The following is a 15,646-nucleotide window of genomic DNA, read 5'->3' on the forward strand; positions in this document are numbered from 1 at the left end:
TCACGGATCTGGCTTATTTTGCACGCGCGCATGTAATTAGTGCGCTTACAGCCTTACACTGGCGGCAGAAAATTCGTGCAGCCCCGGCAGAAAGAGCGCCGTATTCTGCACAAAAAACTGGTCTGACAACTTTTAAAGTTAACCGCCAACACATCTACTCAGCCTTGGAGCTTTGCATGAAGACTATCGCCAACACGCCGCTTCCGGATGCCGTCCAGCAGCCAGGTTACGATCGCAGCGCATTACAGAGCCGCATGGTGCACATTGGATTTGGCGCCTTTCACCGCGCCCACCAGGCGCTACTGACCGATCGATTGTTGAATCGTCAGGGCGGCGACTGGGGGATCTGCGAAATCAGCCTGTTCGGCGGTGATAATTTGTTCCGGACGCTGCGCCAGCAGGACCATCTTTACAGCGTGCTGGAAAAAGGCGCGGCGAGTAATCAGGCTATCGTGATCGGTGCGGTGCATGAGAGCGTACACCGCAAGCTGGAAGGGATTGGCGCCGTATTGGAAAAGCTGGCAGAGCCACAGGTGGCGATTGTCTCGATGACCATTACCGAAAAAGGCTATTGCATTGAACCCGGCAGCGGAAAACTGGATCTTCAACATCAGGCGATCCGCGCCGATCTGGCGAATCCCGGCGAGCCTTCCACCGTGCCGGGGATCCTGGTGGAAGCGCTGCGCCTGCGTCTGGAACGTGGGCTGCCCGCCTTTACCCTGCTCTCTTGCGACAACATCCCGGAAAACGGCCACGTGCTGCGTAACGCGATCGTCGGTTTGGCCGAAGCGCGCGACGGCGCGCTGGCCGACTGGATTGCCCGCGAGGTGAGCTTCCCCAGCACCATGGTAGACCGTATCGTTCCCGCCGCTACGCCAGAGACGCTGGATGAAGTGGCCGAGGCACTCGGCGGCGTTCGTGATGAATGCGCCATCGCCTGCGAACCCTTTATCCAGTGGGTCGTTGAGGATAACTTTGTCGCCGGCCGCCCAGCCTGGGAACGGGCCGGTGCGCAGTTGGTCAATGACGTGCTGCCTTTTGAGCAGATGAAACTGCGCATGCTGAACGGCAGCCACTCTTTCCTGGCCTATCTCGGGTATCTTGGGGCTATCAGTACATCAACGACTGTATGTGCGATGAGTCTTATCGCCGCGCCGCACTCCACCTGATGCTAGCCGAACAGGCGCCGACGCTGAACGTTAGCGGCATCGATTTGCCCGCCTATGCAGCACAGCTGATTGAGCGCTACAGCAACCCGGCGTTACAACACCGTACCTGGCAAATCGCCATGGACGGCACGCAAAAATTACCGCAGCGTATGCTGGACTCGGTGCGTTGGCATCTGCAGCATGGCGGCAGCTATGCCGGTCTGGCTCTCGGGGTGGGGGGCTGGATGCGCTATGTCGGCGGCGTGGATGATGCCGGGCAGCCAATAGACATTCGCGATCCGTTATTGGCTACGCTGCAACAGACAGTGACTTCAACGCCGGATGATGAACAACGGGTAAAAGGCCTGTTGGGTCTAACGGCTATTTTTGGTGAGCAGTTGGCGGCCAACGAGGAATTTGTCACGGCGGTCACCCGCGCCTACTTGTCATTACGCGATCGCGGTGCGCATCAAACGGTGCAAAACTGGGTGTCGACTCAGTTGGCTTAGCCATTGAACAAGAAGTAAAACGGGGAAAATGACGATGCCGGATATCATCCGGCATCGCCGAACGACTTAACGATAAACTACCGTCATCACTGCAAGTTTTTTCTGTTGATCCACCCACTTCATTTCGGTCGAACCTAAATTCAGCGGCAGTTCTTTGCGTGTAGCATCAAATTTCGACAGGGCCTGTTGGTCTTGATAGTGCTGCCCATTTCGGTAACATTGCGTATTGGCCGTTGAAGCGGTAACTTTCACCGTACAGGGGCTTTCCACAATAGATCCGACAAAACGAATAACTCCGCCAGTGGTTCCTGCATGACTTACTGCCGTCCATGAAAACAACATTCCTGCGATCAAAAATAACCGAAAGACATTCATGGCAACCTCATTTTTTGTTAAGCCAATTTAAACATAGAGGATCTTCTTAGGAATAATCGCAAGGTAAGGGCATTTATTTGGCGGGTAATCGGGCAATTAACAAAGTTAAAACAAGCTACTAACAACTATTTCCCTTAGGTAATATCCGGTTTTTGCTGGGATTTTTCCTAATGATGATCGCCATTTTGTTGCTTTAAAATGACGTATCTCAATCTGTCGGATTTGTGACTTAACGCAGGGAGAGCAGCGCCATCCTGCCTGGTGAAGTAGAATGGCCAATCTATTGCCCTTAAATTCATTAACATCAGGAATAATTAATGACTAAAACTAACCTGATCACCGGTTTTCTCGGCAGCGGCAAAACCACCACCATCCGCCATTTGCTGGCTAACAAGCCGGAACATGAACGCTGGGCGGTGCTGGTGAATGAGTTCGGTGAAATTGGCATCGACGGCGCGCTGCTGGCTGACAGCGGCGCAGTGTTGAAGGAGATCCCTGGCGGCTGCATGTGTTGCGTGAACGGGCTGCCGATGCAGGTCGGGCTGAACATGTTGCTGCAACAAAACAAGCCTGATCGCTTGCTGATCGAACCCACCGGGCTCGGTCATCCGAAACAGATCCTGTCATTGCTGACGCAAGACAGTTACGCCGGTTGGATCGATCTGCAAGCCACGCTGTGCCTGTTGGATGCACGCCAACTCAGCGAACCGCGCTACCGCGACAACGAAAACTTCCGCGATCAACTGGCGGCCGCCGACATTATTCTGGCCAGCAAAAGCGACACCTATCAGCCGCAAGATCTGATGGCCCTGCAGCAATGGATGGAACAGGATGGCCACCAGCGTCCGCTTTATCATATTGAACGCGGTCAGGCCGATGTCGCGTGGCTCGACCAGCCTCGCACTAATCGTACAGAATTACCCGATGCACAACATCATCATAGTCATGCCAAAACGCAGGGCCTGGCCGCATTGCGACTGCCGGAAACTTCCCGCTGGCGTCGAGCGCTCAACCAGGGCCAGGGTTTTAACAGCTGTGGTTGGATTTTTGACGCCGATACGGTGTTCGACACCGTTGGCATTATGGAGTGGATACGTCTGGCGCCGGTCGAACGCGCCAAAGGTGTGGTACGTATTGCTGAAGGTACACTTTTAATCAACCGTCAGGGGCAAGATCTCAATATCGAAACGCGCCCTGTTACACCGCTGGACAGCCGAATTGAACTGATTCACAGCGAGAATGCGGACTGGAACGCGTTGCAATCCAAGCTGTTTAGTATTCGTTTAAGTTGAGATCTTTACCGTTAATGCCCTTTTACTCTTTAGACAGACTACAGGTTATGCCATGACTCGCCGCAACTTACCCCTCATCATTTTCTTAAATATATTGGGCATTGTGCTGTTCTTGTCCTGGTTCCTGCCGGCGAATCACGGTTATTGGTTTACTCTGGATTCGGAAATTTTCTTCTTCTTTAATCGTCATCTGGCTACCGATCCCGGTTTTCTGCATCTGGTGGCTATCACCAATAACCGCGCCTTTGACGTCATTTCGCTGCTGGCCATGGGGTTGTTGTACCTGTGCTTTTACCTGCAGCAGGATGGCGCCGGCCGTCGCCGCTTGTTGATTACCGGCGTTGTTATGCTGCTGACCGCCGTGGTGCTGAACCAGCTAGGGCATTTGCTGCCGGTCAAACACCCTAGCCCGTCGCTGAGCTTTGAGAATATTAACCGCGTCAGCGAACTGACCGGTATTCCGACTAAAGACGCTTCAGGCGACAGCTTCCCCGGCGATCACGGCATGATGCTGATGATATTTTCCTGCTTTATGTTGCGTTACTTCAACCGTCGCGCGTTCGCCGTCGCGCTGCTGATTACGGTGGTATTTTCATTGCCGCGCGTGATGATTGGTGCCCACTGGTTTACCGATATTGCCGTCGGCTCGCTGTCGGTGGTGCTGGTTGGCGCCAGCTGGTGTCTGATGACGCCGTTTAGCGATGTGCTGATCCGGGGTCTGAATCGCCTGCTACCCGGTAAACACCGTCCAGCATAGTCATAACTATTGGTTATGATCCCCAGGAGGCCCGCCGGCCTCCTGATTATTTCCCCACCGCATTTCGTTTATTTCCCCATCAGCGCGTTAACGCTTTCGCCACCTGATTTCACGCAAAACCATCACAACGGACAATCAGCGTTTTTTATATGAAGATTTACATTATGTTACATCACAAATTCATATAAAAAAGGGTGGAAAAAGGCTCGCAATCCCCAATTCGTTACGGTAATCTCGGATGCGTTTGTGCCTGGTTTAACCTGACTCAGCTTCAACTCCACTAAAAATGTGCGTTCCAGCACGTTTTCAGAGGTAACTGATTGTCGTTAAAACAGCTGCAGATTAGTCTCGTTCCGTTTGGCATTTTTCAGGTAGCGACTGACGTCGTTAAGGACTTCAAGGGAAAACAATAACAATGGTCAAATCTCAACCGTTTCTGAGATATTTTTTGCGGGTAGTACCTGCAATTGCCGCAGCGGTAATGCTCTCCGCGTGCAGCACGACTCACACTTCGAACTTGAATAACGCACAAACTGAGATGCGTGCAGTTAATGACAAAGACGGTCTTTTACTGCAAGCCTCTCAGGATGAATTCGAAGCAATGGTCCGTAACGTTGACGTCAAGTCAAAGATTATGGATCAGTATGCAGACTGGAAAGGCGTTCGCTACCGTTTAGGCGGTGAAACCAAGCGCGGCATCGATTGCTCGGCGTTTGTACAGCGTACTTTCCGCGAACAGTTTGGCATGGACTTACCGCGTTCGACCTACGAACAGGAAGACATGGGCAAGAAAATCTTGCGCACTAAACTGCGTCCTGGCGATCTGGTGCTGTTCCGCGCCGGTTCAACCGGGCGCCACGTCGGCATCTATTTAGGTAACGATCAATTCGTTCATGCCTCTACCAGCAACGGCGTGATGATTTCGAAACTGAGCGATAACTACTGGAATAAACGTTATCGCGAAGCCCGCCGGGTGCTTACCAGCAGCTGACGGCGCATGACCTGATTGTCCTGAATACCAAACGAGCGATAGAACGCTGCCTTCGGGCAGCGTTTTTTTTGCACCGCTGTCTGCTCCGGATTGAGATCTTATTATCCGTTCGCAGCGCTTTGCCCCTACCCCAGTATTTCGCGATATTATTTGTAGGAAACTACGCACCGATGAAAAACTCACCTATTATCGTCAAATGGGATAATGGTAGTCATGCCTGATTTAAACGATTAACAACCGTTAAATAATCGATGAATAATGACTGCAACAGCGCCGTTGGGATATATTACGCAGTCACTCTATAACAAAAACAAATTGATACGCCGTGCTCAGGGGGCAGGTTTATGGGCTTGAAAAGGGCATTTGCACGCCACGTCTCTCACAGACGACGCAGTTTGGCTAAAAGCGCCATCGTAGCCCTGGTCTTTTTTATCCTGTTCATGGCGATTACACTCTCTCTGATTGACCACCAGCGCACGCAATATCAACATCGGGTCGAGCAACGCACACAAAAATTCACAGCCGATACGCTTAATGATCTGACAACCATCATGCAGCAGTTAATGCCGCTGATTGACCGCCCCTGTTCTGCCAGCCAACCGGATATTACTTACCAGGCTGCTTTCCATTCCGGCGTACGCACTTTTATGCTGGTAAAAAATGGCTTTGCCTATTGCTCTTCGGCCACCGGCGAAATGATGCTGGCGCTGAAAAACATCTATCCGGAGATTGACCCGCATCAGTCGTTGGATCTCAAATTGCAGCAGGGAACGCCGCTGGTACCGGGGAAACCGGCAGTAGCCGTCTGGTTACGTCACCCTGGAAAAGAAGACACCGGTGTGCTGGCGACGCTGGATATCGCGCTTATGCCCTATCAGTTGTTTACCTCTCGCCCGGAGCGGGCACCGGCGATTGCTATTATCCTGGGCGATCGTGCGCTGACCAGCTTTAGTCCGAATTTAATGCCGGTGAACCAGTTACCGAACGAGAAAGCCGATCGCATCTCTATCGCCGGCACGCCGATGACCATTCTGTTTTATAACCAAAAGTTGACGCCCAACGATATCCGCCTGACCCTGATGGGCAGCCTGGTACTGTCATTAATGATCGGCGTGCTCTGCTATTACATGCTGTTGCTGCGCCAGAGCCCGGAACGCGCCCTGATGCGCGGTATCAAGCGCAACGAATTCTTTATCGAATATCAGCCGGTGTTCCATACCCAAAGCGGCACTATCGGCGGGCTGGAAGCCTTGATCCGCTGGCAGCATCCGATTGAAGGCCGCATCCCGCCGGATCTGTTTATTCCCTATGCTGAAAGCGAAGGGCTGATTGTGCCGCTAACGCGCCATCTGTTCCGCCTGATTGCCGAAGATGCACCCAAGCTGGCGACGGCGCTACCGCAGGGGGCCAAGCTCGGTCTGAACATCTCCCCTTCCCATCTTAGCGCCCCCTCCTTCCATCACGACGTGTATGAATTGCTGGCGCAACTGCCGGGCGATTACTTTACGTTGGTCTTTGAGATTACCGAGCGCGGCATGGTGGAAGAAGGCAATGCGCTGGCAGAGTTCGACTGGCTGCACCAGCAGGGCATCGAGATCGCCATTGATGATTTCGGTACCGGCCACAGCGCGCTGATCTATCTGGAACGCTTTAGCATGGATTATCTGAAAATAGATCGTGGTTTCGTTAACTCTATCGGCCAGGACACGGTCACCGCCCCGGTCCTGGACGCGGTGATTTCGCTGGCGAAAAAGCTGAAAATGCAAACCGTAGCGGAAGGCGTAGAAACCGCAGAACAGGTGAGCTTTCTGCAGGAACAGGACGTGAATTTCATGCAGGGATATTATTACAGCAGACCACTGAGCATCGACAACTTCGTGGCCTTCTGCAATGCCCATACCGTGATGGATCATCAGGCGCTAAAGGGCTGATCTTTTAACTTCTTTACCCTGCGGCGCGGCGGCAAATGTTATGCTGGCCGCAGGCTTAATTGACTTTACAGCAGGAGCTTACCGTCAAGATGTCCGTGCGCGTTTTTGCTGCCCTGGTGCTCTCAGCACTGAGTTTCGGTCTGCAGGCTGAAACCCTCAATGAAAGCTATGCTTTCGCCCAGCTCGGTGAGCCCAAGTACTCCACCGATTTTAGCCATTACGACTACGTTAACCCGGCGGCGCCCAAAGGTGGCGATGTGCGGCTGGCAGCGATCGGCACCTATGATAACTTCAACCGCTACGCCCCCCGCGGCGTGCCCGGCGAACGCACCGACGCATTGTATGACTCTCTGTTTACTACCTCGGACGATGAAATAGGCAGCTACTACCCGCTGATTGCCGAATCTGCCCGCTTCCCGGCCGACATGCGCTGGGTAGAGATCGATATCAACGCCCGCGCCCGCTTCTACGATAGCACGCCCATCACCGCCGCCGACGTGGCCTTCACCTTTAACAAGTTTATGACCGAGGGCGTACCGCAGTTTCGCGTCGCTTACAAAGGTATTACGGTAAAGGCTATCTCACGTCTGACGGTTCGTATCGAATTCCCGCAGCCGGATAAAGACAAACTGCTGGGGCTGTTTAGTCTCCCCATATTGCCGCAAAGCTTCTGGAAAGATCACAAATTGAATGAACCCCTGAGCACGCCGCCGCTCAGCAGCGGGCCGTACAAGATTGCCAGCTACCGGCTAGGCCAATATATTACCTATCAGCGCGTGCGAGATTATTGGGCGGCTAACCTGCCGGTTAACCGTGGCCGTTTTAACTTCGACAGCATCCGCTACGACTACTACCTGGACGATAAAGTTGCGCTGGAAGCCTTTAAGGCCGGTGCCTATGACTTCCGCATTGAAGGCTCGCCAAAAAACTGGGCAACCCAGTACCAGGGGGGCAATTTCGCCCGCAACTATATAATCAAACAGGACGAAACCAACCAGTCGGCGCAAAATACCCGCTGGATGGCCTTCAACATGAGACGCCCGCTGTTTGCCGACCCCAAGGTTCGCGAGGCGATCACGCTGGCGTTTGATTTTGACTGGATGAACAAGGCGCTGTATTACAATGCCTATCAACGCACCAACAGCTATTTCCAAAATACGCCTTACGCCGCCAGCGGTTATCCTGACGCGGCTGAATTGGCGCTGCTGGCACCGCTGAAGGGCAAGGTACCGGCGGAAGTCTTCACCAGTATCTACCAGCCACCGTCCTCCGACGGCAGCGGCAACGATCGCCAGAACCTGCTGAAAGCCACGCAGTTGCTGAACCAGGCCGGCTGGGAAGTGAAAAACCAGCGGTTGGTGAACAGCAAAACCGGCCAACCCTTCAGCTTCGAACTGATGCTGCTGAGCGGCAGCAACTTCCAGTACGTATTGCCGTTCCAGCACAACCTGAAACGGCTGGGCATTGATATGCAGATCCGTGAGATCGACATATCCCAGTTCACTAAGCGTATGCGAGACGGTGATTTCGACATGATGCCGACGGTCTATTTGGCTATGCCCTTCCCAAGCTCCAGCCTTGAGACGCTTTGGGATTCCAAATACATCAACTCCAGTTGGAATACCCCCGGCGTCACCGATCCGGCCGTCGACAGCCTGGTCAGGCAGATCGCCGCGCACCAGGGCGACGAGAAAGCCCTGCTGCCGCTGGGCCGGGCGTTGGATCGGGTACTGACCTGGAACAGGTACATGCTGCCGATGTGGTATTCCAATCACGATCGCTACGCGTACTGGGACAAATTCTCCACGCCGCCTATCCGCCCGGCCTATGTGATCGGCTTCGATAACTGGTGGTTTGACGTCAATAAGGCGGCGCGTTTGCCGACTCAACAACAATAAGGAATCTGCGATGGCGGCTTATTTAATTCGCAGACTGCTGCTGATTATCCCCACCCTGTGGGCGATCATCACCATTAACTTTTTTATCGTGCAAATTGCGCCCGGTGGCCCGGTCGATCAGGCCATCGCCACTATCGAAATGGGCCAGAGCAGCGGCTTCGGCGGCGGCGGAACAGGCGACGGCCTGGGGCATGCGCGCACCGGCGTTGCCAGTGCCACGGACAGTCAATACCGCGGCTCCCGCGGGTTGGATCCGGAAGTGATCGCCGAAATCACCAAACGCTATGGCTTCGACAAGCCGCTGCACGAGCGCTATTTCACCATGTTGTGGAATTACATGCGCCTCGACTTCGGCGACAGCCTGTTCCGCGGCGCGTCGGTAATGCAGCTGGTCGGTCATAGCCTGCCAGTCTCCATTACGCTGGGGCTGTGGAGTACGCTGATCATTTACCTGGTGTCGATCCCGCTGGGGATCCGCAAAGCCGTACATAACGGCAGCGCCTTCGACATCTGGAGCAGCACCCTGATTATCATCGGTTACGCCATTCCCGCTTTTCTGTTCGCCATTCTGATGATTGTGCTGTTCGCCGGTGGCAGCTATCTCGACTGGTTCCCGCTGCGTGGTCTGGTTTCCAGCAATTTCGATACCCTGCCGTGGTACAGCAAAATCACCGACTACCTGTGGCATATCACCCTGCCCGTTCTGGCGACGGTGATTGGCGGTTTCGCCACCCTGACCATGCTGACCAAAAATTCGTTCCTCGACGAGATCCGCAAACAGTACGTGGTTACCGCCCGCGCCAAAGGGTTGGACGAGAACAAAATCCTTTATCGCCACGTGTTTCGCAATGCCATGCTGCTGGTGATCGCCGGCTTCCCGGCGACCTTTGTCAGCATGTTTTTCACCGGTTCTTTACTGATCGAGGTGATGTTCTCGCTTAACGGGCTGGGCCTGTTGGGCTATGACGCCACGCTGCAGCGCGATTATCCGGTGATGTTCGGCACGCTGTATATCTTCACGCTGATTGGCCTGCTGTTGAATATTCTCAGCGATATCACCTATACCCTGGTCGATCCGCGTATTGATTTCGAGGCCCGCCAATGAGCCGCTTAAGCCCAATTAACCAGGCGCGCTGGGCACGTTTTCGCAGCAACCGCCGCGGCTACTGGTCGCTGTGGATTTTTCTGGTGCTGTTTGTCCTCAGCCTGGGGGCCAACCTGATCGCCAACGACAGACCACTGCTGGTGCGCTACGAAGGGCGCCTGTATCTGCCGTTCATCATCGACTACAGCGAGACCACCTTCGGCGGCGAGCTGAACACCGCCACCGACTATCAGGACCCCTTCGTAAAAAAACAGATCGACAGCCACGGCTGGGCGGTTTGGCCGCCGATCCGTTTCAGTTATGACACCATCAATTTCGCTACCGAAGTGCCCTTCCCCTCCGCGCCTTCACGCCACAATCTGTTGGGCACCGACGGCAACGGCAGCGACGTGCTGGCCCGCGTGCTGTATGGCTTTCGTATTTCGATGCTGTTCGGGCTGGCGTTGACGCTGTTCTCCAGCGTGATTGGCGTTTGCGTCGGTGCCGTACAGGGCTACTACGGCGGGCGCATAGACCTGTGGGGCCAGCGCTTTATCGAGGTGTGGTCGGGCATGCCGACGCTGTTTTTGATCATTTTGTTGTCGAGCATCGTACAACCCAATTTCTGGTGGCTGCTCGGCATCACCATTTTATTCGGCTGGATGAGCCTGGTGGGCGTGGTGCGCGCCGAGTTCTTGCGTACCCGCAACTACGACTATATCCGCGCCGCACGCGCCATGGGGGTGCAGGATCGGGTCATTATGTATCGCCATATGCTGCCCAATGCGATGGTGGCGATGCTGACTTTCTTGCCGTTTATTCTGTGCGGCTCCATCACGACCCTGACCTCGCTCGACTTCCTCGGCTTCGGCCTGCCGATAGGTTCCCCGTCGCTCGGCGAACTGTTGCTACAGGGCAAGAACAACCTTCAGGCGCCGTGGCTCGGCATCACCGCTTTCCTGGTGCTGGCGGTGCTGCTGTCTTTACTCATCTTTATCGGCGAAGCGGTACGCGACGCCTTTGACCCCAGCAAGGCGCATTAATATGGCTAGCACTCCTCTGCTTTCAATTCAGGATCTCGGCGTGGCTTTTCGTCAGGGAGAGGTATTGAACCCGGTGGTCAACGGCCTTTCGCTGCAGATCGAAAAGGCAGAGACGCTGGCGTTGGTGGGTGAGTCCGGTTCAGGCAAAAGCGTCACTGCGCTGTCGGTATTGCGCCTGCTGCCCTCGCCTCCGGTGGTCTATACCGCCGGCGATATCCAGTTCAACGGCAATTCGCTGCTGCATGCGCCAGAGGGCGAGCTACGCAAGGTGCGCGGCAACCAGATTTCGATGATTTTCCAGGAGCCGATGGTGTCGCTCAATCCGCTGCACACCATTGAAAAACAGCTGGCCGAAGTGCTGGCGCTGCATCGCGGCATGCGGCGCGACGTCGCACGCGGCGAGATCATCCAATGCCTGGATCGCGTCGGTATCCGCAATGCCAAAGGACGGTTGAAAGACTATCCGCATCAGCTTTCCGGCGGCGAGCGGCAGCGGGTGATGATCGCCATGGCGGTGCTGACCCAGCCCAAATTGCTGATCGCGGATGAACCCACCACCGCGCTTGATGTGACTATCCAGGCGCAAATTCTGCTGCTGCTGAAGGAGCTGAAGCAGGAAATGGGCATGGGGCTGCTGTTTATAACCCACAACCTGAATATTGTGCGTCGCCTGGCGGACAACGTGGCGGTGATGCGCCAGGGCCAATGCGTTGAGCAGAACGACCGTGTCCGCCTGTTTAGCCAGCCGCAGCATCCTTACACCCAGCAATTGCTGGCGGCGGAGAACGTGGGCGATCCGCTGCCATTGCCGGCGGATGCCGCTCCGCTGCTGAAGGTGGAAAACCTGCAGGTCAGCTTCCCAATCAAGCGCGGTTTGCTGCGCCGCACGGTCGGTCATCATTATGCACTGAAGGATTTGAGTTTTGAGCTGAAGGCCGGGGAAAGCGTTGGGCTGGTAGGAGAATCTGGTTCGGGGAAAAGCACCACCGGGCTGGCGCTATTACGTCTGCTGAGTGCCAAAGGCGCCATGTGGTTTAACGGCCAGCCACTGCACCAGTTCAGCATGAAGCAAATGCTGCCGTACCGCAGTCAGATGCAGATTGTGTTCCAGGATCCTTTCTCGGCGCTGAACCCTCGGCTGAACGTGCTGCAAATTATTGCCGAAGGTCTGGAAGTACACCAGAAACTGAGTGCCGAGCAGCGAGAACAGCGGGTGATTGAGGTGTTGCAAGAAGTGGGATTGGATCCTGCTTTGCGCCACCGTTACCCAACCGAGTTTTCCGGCGGCCAACGCCAACGTATCGCCATCGCACGTGCGCTGATTTTACAACCGCAGTTGCTGATCCTGGATGAGCCAACCTCGTCGCTGGACAAATCGGTGCAGGCGCAAATCCTGACGTTGCTGAAATCACTGCAACAACGCCACCGGCTGGCCTATCTGTTTATCAGCCACGATTTGCAGGTAGTGCGTTCGCTGTGTCATCAGGTCATTGTATTGCGACAGGGAGAGGTGGTTGAGCAAGGCGATTGTCAGACGATCTTTAACTCGCCCGCCGCCGCTTATACGCAGCAGCTGTTGCAGTTGGCGGACTAGCGGCGGGAGTCAGAAAGGATATTGCGCACTCATGGGTTCGGCGATAGCGGCACCAACGTTTTTGAGCCGACACAGGGTGGTGCTTTCGTCACAGCGTTGCACAAACAGGCAAGGCTCCCCTTCCCACTCCACGATGGCGCAGTCGACCTGAATCTCCTGCAAAGACAGATTAAGCTGCTGCATGACCTGCCAGGCGTCAGCCCCTTCATGGCTGAGCAGTTTCAGGCCAATCAGGTTGTTATCTTCGTCTATTCCGCTGATCGGAATCGGTTCGACCTTGACGCCGGTAGAGCCTGATAGCCAACGATAACTTTGCGGCAAGCGATGCACTACCGAAAGTTGGATACTTTCCACATGAAATCCCTAGTTTGAAAAATGAAACGCTTTTAACCTGACAGGGTAACTAAGTTATAGCCGCTGCGTCCCGACTCTGCTGCCCATGAATGTTATTTAAATGTAAATAATGTCACAGACAGTTAACTTACCCCTGCGCTTACTGATGTCCGGCCGTTTTTCAGACACTCTGCGTTGTCGTTTCACAGCATTTTGCGACTCAGCTCGCATTTTTGCGTTATATGTAACCCTTTCCCGCCGCAATCTCAACTCTTTTTTCTCTCAATGCGGTTACTTTTCGCTCTTTATAATTTTACATTGTGGAAACATTTAACTTCTTGACGCCGAGCTCAACCTTAAGTTAATGCCTTGATTATCAATGACCCTAACCTAAACACCCGCCGATTTCCCTTCAAAACCCGGAGTGTAAATACCCATCGCCGCTTGCCACAGACAGAGCAATTTATTTAACAAAAAGCACACAGCATAAACGGCAACCAGTTGATTGGCGTATGGATGCTTAGCAATAAACCGACTGACGTCATTGAAGCTCAGGGAGGCAAAACGGAAGGTGCAACCCACTCAGGCCCAAACGTAACGTTGAGCCTGAGTCAGGGAGGAGAACTACGGCGTATTCGGTGAGGCTTTATGGCGCGGCCGGCTGGCGTATAAATAGAACAGTACCGCAACGATACTGCACAACGCCATCGACGAGACCATCGGCCAGGCGCTCTTGCCGGGCGCCATCGCCAGTACCGCGCCCACCAGCGCACCAATACTGAAACGTAGCGTACCGGCCAGAGAGGACGCGGTGCCCGCCATATGCGGGAAATCGTCCAGGATCACTGCCATGGCGTTTGACGAAATCATGGCGATACAACCCAGATACACCGCCACGCCCAGCACCAACGCCCAGAAGCCGAGGCCGATTGCGCTAACCGCCAGTAACCACAACCCCATCGCCAATTGAACAAACAGGCCCAAACGGAACATTTTGATCGCCCCCAGCCGCCGCACATTGCGGCTGTTGACCAACGTTGTCAGGAACAAAAACACAATGTTCAGCGCAAAATAGTAACCAAAATGCTGCGGCGATACGTGATTAAGCTCGATATACACAAACGGCCCGGCGCTGAGGAACGAGAACATGCCGGCAAACGAGAAGGCGCTGGCCAGCATGTAGCTCAGCACCCGCTTGTGCCGGAACAATGAAGCGAAGTTGCCCAGCGTGGTTCGCAGATGAAATTTCTGCCGTCGCTCCTTCGGCAGCGTCTCCTTGATAAAGAACGCCACCAGCAACGAACCGATCAGCGCCGCCGCGCCCATGGTCCAGAAAATCGCATGCCAACTGAACCACAGCAGCAGCGCACCGCCGATCATCGGCGCCAGCAAAGGGGCGATGGTCATCACCAGGATGACAAACGACATCATGCGTGAGAATTCGTCCTTGGTGAACATATCGCGCATCAGGGCGTTAATCACCACGCTCGCCGCCGCCGCAGACAGCCCGTGCAGGAAACGCAGGTTGATCAACTGGTCGATCGACTGCGCCATCGCACAGGCGCCGCCGGCAATCGCGAAGATCAGCGTTCCCCACAGGATCACCGGCTTGCGGCCGATACTGTCTGACATTGGCCCGTAGAACAGCTGCCCCAAAGCAAAGCCGAGCATATAGGCGCTGAGCGTCATCTGCACGCTGCCCGCCTCGACGCCGAACTGTTTGGCAATCACCGGCATACTGGGCAAATACATGTCGATAGCCAATGGCATCAGCATGGAAAGCAGGCCCAGAATAAAAATCAAACCGAGGTGAGATGACCGGTTCTGTTGCACGTTCAACGACTCCTTCATCAGCCGTAGTAGAGTAATGAATTAATCCTGCAGGTGCGGTGCGCCCACGCTGGCAATCTCTTCTTCGGTCAGCGGACGGTATTCGCCCTCGGCCAGATCCTCATCCATCACGATGGCACCGATACGTTCGCGGTGCAGTTCAATAACCCGGTTGCCGACCGCCGCAAACATGCGTTTCACCTGGTGATAACGCCCTTCGCTGATGGTCAAACGCACCAGGTTGTCTTCTATCTTTTCCAGTTGCGCAGGACGGGTCAGATCTTTTTCGTTATGTAATTGCACGCCTTCGGCAAAGCGCTGCGCGGTGTCTTCCGCCAGCGGATGCTCCAGCGTCACCAGATAGGTTTTCTCACAGTGGTGTTTCGGTGAGGTGATGCGATGCGACCATTGACCGTCGTCGGTCATCAGCACCAAGCCGGTGGTATCGATGTCCAGACGACCGGCGGCGTGCAGCTTATAGGCAACCGGCTCATCGAGGAAATACAGCACCGTCGGATGATCGGGATCGTCCGTAGAACACACGTAACCCTGCGGTTTATTGAGCATAAAGTAGCGCGGGCCCGTGAGCTGCTGCAGCGGGTTGCCGTCAAACGCCACCACCTGCTCCGGGGTCAGTTTCAGGGCTCCGCTCTTAACCACTTCACCGTCGACGGTGACGCGTTTGGCCCGAAGTTCACGCGCTACCAGCGCACGGCTAACACCTAACTGCTGAGATAAAAACTTGTCCAGTCGCATTGAATCTGCTTTGCCTGTCGTTGTTATGATCGCATTGATCGTATTGCTAAAATATGACACCCACCGTTGCACCAGGTGCAACAGGGCAGGTTCGAAGAGGGGGGA

General features: G+C 54.6%; 12 protein-coding genes and 1 pseudogene. 9 read left to right on the plus strand and 4 right to left on the minus strand.

Translation table 11 applies throughout. The features are described from left to right. Nucleotides 1-176 precede the first annotated feature (176 nt). Nucleotides 177-1,657 (plus strand): annotated as a pseudogene (locus EBA31_RS17635) (mannitol dehydrogenase family protein). A gap of 66 nt (nt 1,658-1,723) precedes the next feature. Here EBA31_RS17635 and EBA31_RS17640 read toward each other — a convergent pair. Continuing rightward, the gene (locus EBA31_RS17640) at nt 1,724-2,032 is read right to left on the minus strand and encodes a type 1 fimbrial protein (protein ID WP_041414761.1); all 309 of its coding nucleotides are present in this window, start codon (nt 2,030-2,032) and stop codon (nt 1,724-1,726) included. A gap of 317 nt (nt 2,033-2,349) precedes the next feature. Between EBA31_RS17640 and EBA31_RS17645 the strand changes: the two genes are divergently transcribed. The 8 genes from EBA31_RS17645 to yejF all read left to right on the plus strand — a co-directional run bounded on the left by EBA31_RS17645 (nt 2,350) and on the right by yejF (nt 12,622). Further along, the gene (locus EBA31_RS17645; RefSeq protein WP_020827773.1) at nt 2,350-3,324 is read left to right on the plus strand and encodes a GTP-binding protein; all 975 of its coding nucleotides are present in this window, start codon (nt 2,350-2,352) and stop codon (nt 3,322-3,324) included. 52 nt (nt 3,325-3,376) lie between these two features. Then, entirely contained in the window at nt 3,377-4,081 is a 705-nt protein-coding gene (locus tag EBA31_RS17650; protein WP_122079871.1) for a phosphatase PAP2 family protein, read from the plus strand. Between the two features lie 415 nt (nt 4,082-4,496). Continuing rightward, entirely contained in the window at nt 4,497-5,072 is a 576-nt protein-coding gene (mepS, locus tag EBA31_RS17655) for a bifunctional murein DD-endopeptidase/murein LD-carboxypeptidase (RefSeq protein ID WP_041414762.1), read from the plus strand. Between the two features lie 344 nt (nt 5,073-5,416). Further along, the gene (locus EBA31_RS17660) at nt 5,417-7,003 is read left to right on the plus strand and encodes a cyclic di-GMP phosphodiesterase (protein ID WP_122079872.1); all 1,587 of its coding nucleotides are present in this window, start codon (nt 5,417-5,419) and stop codon (nt 7,001-7,003) included. 89 nt (nt 7,004-7,092) lie between these two features. Continuing rightward, nucleotides 7,093-8,901, plus strand: coding sequence for an extracellular solute-binding protein (locus EBA31_RS17665; protein WP_122079873.1), 1,809 nt, complete (start codon nt 7,093-7,095; stop codon nt 8,899-8,901). Between the two features lie 10 nt (nt 8,902-8,911). Further along, complete coding sequence (locus EBA31_RS17670; RefSeq protein WP_122079874.1) at nt 8,912-10,006, plus strand: microcin C ABC transporter permease YejB; 1,095 nt, start codon at nt 8,912-8,914, stop codon at nt 10,004-10,006. Continuing rightward, entirely contained in the window at nt 10,003-11,028 is a 1,026-nt protein-coding gene (locus tag EBA31_RS17675; RefSeq protein WP_020827779.1) for an ABC transporter permease, read from the plus strand. The genes EBA31_RS17670 and EBA31_RS17675 overlap by 4 nt, the downstream gene beginning before the upstream one ends. A gap of 1 nt (nt 11,029) precedes the next feature. Continuing rightward, nucleotides 11,030-12,622 (plus strand): microcin C ABC transporter ATP-binding protein YejF, encoded by a 1,593-nt coding sequence (yejF, locus tag EBA31_RS17680; RefSeq protein WP_122079875.1) that lies wholly within the window; start codon nt 11,030-11,032, stop codon nt 12,620-12,622. Between the two features lie 9 nt (nt 12,623-12,631). Here the strand turns inward: yejF and EBA31_RS17685 are convergent, their stop codons facing one another. The 3 genes from EBA31_RS17685 to rsuA all read right to left on the minus strand — a co-directional run bounded on the left by EBA31_RS17685 (nt 12,632) and on the right by rsuA (nt 15,541). Next, the gene (locus EBA31_RS17685) at nt 12,632-12,976 is read right to left on the minus strand and encodes a YejG family protein (RefSeq protein ID WP_048759243.1); all 345 of its coding nucleotides are present in this window, start codon (nt 12,974-12,976) and stop codon (nt 12,632-12,634) included. A 603-nt stretch (nt 12,977-13,579) separates the two neighbouring features. Beyond that, nucleotides 13,580-14,788, minus strand: a complete 1,209-nt coding sequence (locus EBA31_RS17690) for a Bcr/CflA family multidrug efflux MFS transporter (RefSeq protein WP_115060986.1) — start codon at nt 14,786-14,788, stop codon at nt 13,580-13,582. Nucleotides 14,789-14,827: 39 nt separating this feature from the next. Beyond that, nucleotides 14,828-15,541: a 16S rRNA pseudouridine(516) synthase RsuA gene (gene rsuA / locus EBA31_RS17695; protein WP_020827783.1), complete on the minus strand. Its 714-nt coding sequence runs from the start codon at nt 15,539-15,541 to the stop codon at nt 14,828-14,830. Between the last annotated feature and the right edge of the window lie 105 nt (nt 15,542-15,646).

It is taken from the genome of Serratia sp. P2ACOL2 (assembly GCF_003691565.1).
In the GTDB taxonomy this organism is placed as follows: Bacteria; Pseudomonadota; Gammaproteobacteria; order Enterobacterales; family Enterobacteriaceae; genus Serratia; species Serratia liquefaciens.

Bases quoted from the DNA above. Each gene is read 5' to 3' on its own strand.
- EBA31_RS17640 (WP_041414761.1), bottom strand. From the start codon at position 2,032: ATGAATGTCTTTCGGTTATTTTTGATCGCAGGAATGTTGTTTTCATGG.
- EBA31_RS17645 (WP_020827773.1), top strand. From the start codon at position 2,350: ATGACTAAAACTAACCTGATCACCGGTTTTCTCGGCAGCGGCAAAACC.
- EBA31_RS17650 (WP_122079871.1), top strand. From the start codon at position 3,377: ATGACTCGCCGCAACTTACCCCTCATCATTTTCTTAAATATATTGGGC.
- mepS (WP_041414762.1), top strand. From the start codon at position 4,497: ATGGTCAAATCTCAACCGTTTCTGAGATATTTTTTGCGGGTAGTACCT.
- EBA31_RS17660 (WP_122079872.1), top strand. From the start codon at position 5,417: ATGGGCTTGAAAAGGGCATTTGCACGCCACGTCTCTCACAGACGACGC.
- EBA31_RS17665 (WP_122079873.1), top strand. From the start codon at position 7,093: ATGTCCGTGCGCGTTTTTGCTGCCCTGGTGCTCTCAGCACTGAGTTTC.
- EBA31_RS17670 (WP_122079874.1), top strand. From the start codon at position 8,912: ATGGCGGCTTATTTAATTCGCAGACTGCTGCTGATTATCCCCACCCTG.
- EBA31_RS17675 (WP_020827779.1), top strand. From the start codon at position 10,003: ATGAGCCGCTTAAGCCCAATTAACCAGGCGCGCTGGGCACGTTTTCGC.
- yejF (WP_122079875.1), top strand. From the start codon at position 11,030: ATGGCTAGCACTCCTCTGCTTTCAATTCAGGATCTCGGCGTGGCTTTT.
- rsuA (WP_020827783.1), bottom strand. From the start codon at position 15,541: ATGCGACTGGACAAGTTTTTATCTCAGCAGTTAGGTGTTAGCCGTGCG.